The 2,011-nt window shown below is 43.0% G+C and carries 3 protein-coding genes; all 3 read left to right on the forward strand.

Going from position 1 to position 2,011, the window contains the following annotated elements; genetic code table 11:
* The first annotated feature begins 156 nt into the window (after nucleotides 1-156).
* Nucleotides 157-582, forward strand: a complete 426-nt coding sequence (locus tag RJ60_RS12045; protein ID WP_103134854.1) for a hypothetical protein — start codon at nucleotides 157-159, stop codon at nucleotides 580-582.
* Between the two features lie 15 nt (nucleotides 583-597).
* Nucleotides 598-1,029, forward strand: coding sequence for a helix-turn-helix transcriptional regulator (locus tag RJ60_RS12050; RefSeq protein WP_103134855.1), 432 nt, complete (start codon nucleotides 598-600; stop codon nucleotides 1,027-1,029).
* A gap of 79 nt (nucleotides 1,030-1,108) precedes the next feature.
* Entirely contained in the window at nucleotides 1,109-1,474 is a 366-nt protein-coding gene (locus tag RJ60_RS12055; RefSeq protein WP_103134856.1) for a protein-export chaperone SecB, read from the forward strand.
* Nucleotides 1,475-2,011: the final 537 nt, after the last annotated feature.

Consider the following 2,011-nt stretch of genomic DNA (forward strand, 5'->3'; position numbering starts at 1 on the left):
AACACAAGAGAATACTTAAATCATCTGGAAAGCTCATGGAAATCATTCGATATCGCAAGCAATGCCTTATTAATTGACTTAGAACACGGATAATTAGGAATAATCGTTACAGATTATTCTTACCACAATACAACTTATGAGTTATATAGAGGTAAGATGGAGAGAAAGATCGATGTCTTTTCCGACGAAAGAATGCAGAGGGAATTTGACAAGTACGTAGAAAAGAATCCCTCCAGAAAGAAGGATCTGATAAAGAATAGGTTTTTGCTCACCGAGCTGCTGGAGAAGGCGGGGGAGAATTATGTGAAAATGGAACTTGCAAAACCGCGAAGATTTTCCCGCCTGGAGATTTTGAGACGTACGAAGACCAGTTATTCAATATATTCTCTTCATCTTACAGAGACGAAGAGAAATGATCCAGAAAACGCAAGGATTCTTTTCTGCTTCTTCAATGATAAGAAGATTATTGTTTATCTTGTCTTCTTTGATGAGTCCGATGAAAAGTATGAGAAGGCGATCGAGAGACTGAAGTCTAGGATTTGTGAATGGACCGGTCGGGGATTTAATGTGTGCAAGTTTTAGGAGGTGTAGTTGTTTATGTTTTCATGGGGTGAAGGCGATAGAAAGAGAAGAATGAATACTAAAAATCCAGAGCCTCTGTTCAAGAGAGACAGCGAACTGTTGTTAGAGTCGGCAGACGATGACACGAGATTTGAGTTGAACTTGATTGGAGTCATGACGGATATTTCTGCGGCTCTCATTAACTATCGGGCGGATAACTCCCTTTCACAAAAGGAGCTGGCAGAAAAACTAGAGTGCAGCCAGGCAATGATCTCGAAGATCGAAAGTGGCGACTATAACTTCACAATAAGAAAGCTTTTTGACGTTGTCAGCAAACTCGGAGGTCGTGTATCTCTTGAGATTGACTTCAAAGATGGTACTTCGGTTCCAGATTCTTCAGGAGAGCGAGTCTCAATATGGGAGTACGTTGGCAATCAAAGCATCAAAGGGACGAAGAATAGTGCCTGAGCCAGTGAATGCCGAGTTCCGTTTCTTGGCGCACAGAATTTCTGATTTTTCGTTTGCTCTCCAGGAGGGGGTCAAAAACATGTCAATTTCGCTGGATTTGCATGATCCAGAGCTTGAATATTGGCGTGCCGATAACGGTTGCCTCCTCGGCTTGTTGTCTCTATCAGTCAAAGTCAGGGGCCGGAGCGGAAGAAAGATGGCTTTGAAGCTCGATGCAACAATCAAGGGTAGGTTTGAAGCTCCCGGGAATATGGAAGACAAAACATTCGAAGACTTTTGCATGATTAGCGGGACCGCAACTCTGATCCCTCTTCTTAGGGCCGCGATTATCTCTTTCACTTCGCAGGCTGGAATGAATCCACCTATAAGAATACCTTTGATCAACGTGCCTAAATCACTCTCAAAAACCACCTTGTCAGAGAAAAGAGAAAAGAACAGGGAATAATCTGATCAGTATTCTTCTGTGGTCATATCAGCTAGCTCGCCTTCATCGAACATCTAGATTGATCATATGATATAGCAGAGGATATTTGTATTGAAGAAAGAAGCTGCTTCTGCTATGCGAGGCTTCCCGGAGAAAACCGCTCGAAATCAGCGTGGAATCCTATGATAATTACAGCGGATTGGTACTCGACTTCTTGCGCCCGTCTGTCGCCAGAATCTGGCGACACTGAAAATCAAGCCCCGTTGCACAGGGCAGCCGCCGGAAAAGACTCTTCTTTCAGAAGGGTTTCATTTTTCTCGTTAGACAATAAACAGAACCCGCAAAAGAAAACCCTAAATTGGGGCTGGGTCTTTTAGACACTCAACGAATCAAACGCGCGGTGATTTGAAAATGCGGTGGTACGTCTGGATTTACTTTCAATTTAGCCCTTCTTCAGCGCCTTTCGGATTTCTTGCTGTCAAAGGGCAGTGTTGACTTTTCTCTAAAATAGGGACTTAGTATTTTGAGTTGAGATCAGTCTTTTTTTCTCCCTATTTG

The organism is Mesotoga sp. B105.6.4, assembly GCF_002896535.1.
Taxonomy (GTDB): Bacteria; Thermotogota; Thermotogae; order Petrotogales; family Kosmotogaceae; genus Mesotoga.

What these genes read in the sequence shown, in the direction of transcription:
- RJ60_RS12045 (WP_103134854.1), top strand. Translation starts at nt 157, where the DNA reads ATGGAGAGAAAGATCGATGTCTTTTCCGACGAAAGAATGCAGAGGGAA.
- RJ60_RS12050 (WP_103134855.1), top strand. Translation starts at nt 598, where the DNA reads ATGTTTTCATGGGGTGAAGGCGATAGAAAGAGAAGAATGAATACTAAA.
- RJ60_RS12055 (WP_103134856.1), top strand. Translation starts at nt 1,109, where the DNA reads ATGTCAATTTCGCTGGATTTGCATGATCCAGAGCTTGAATATTGGCGT.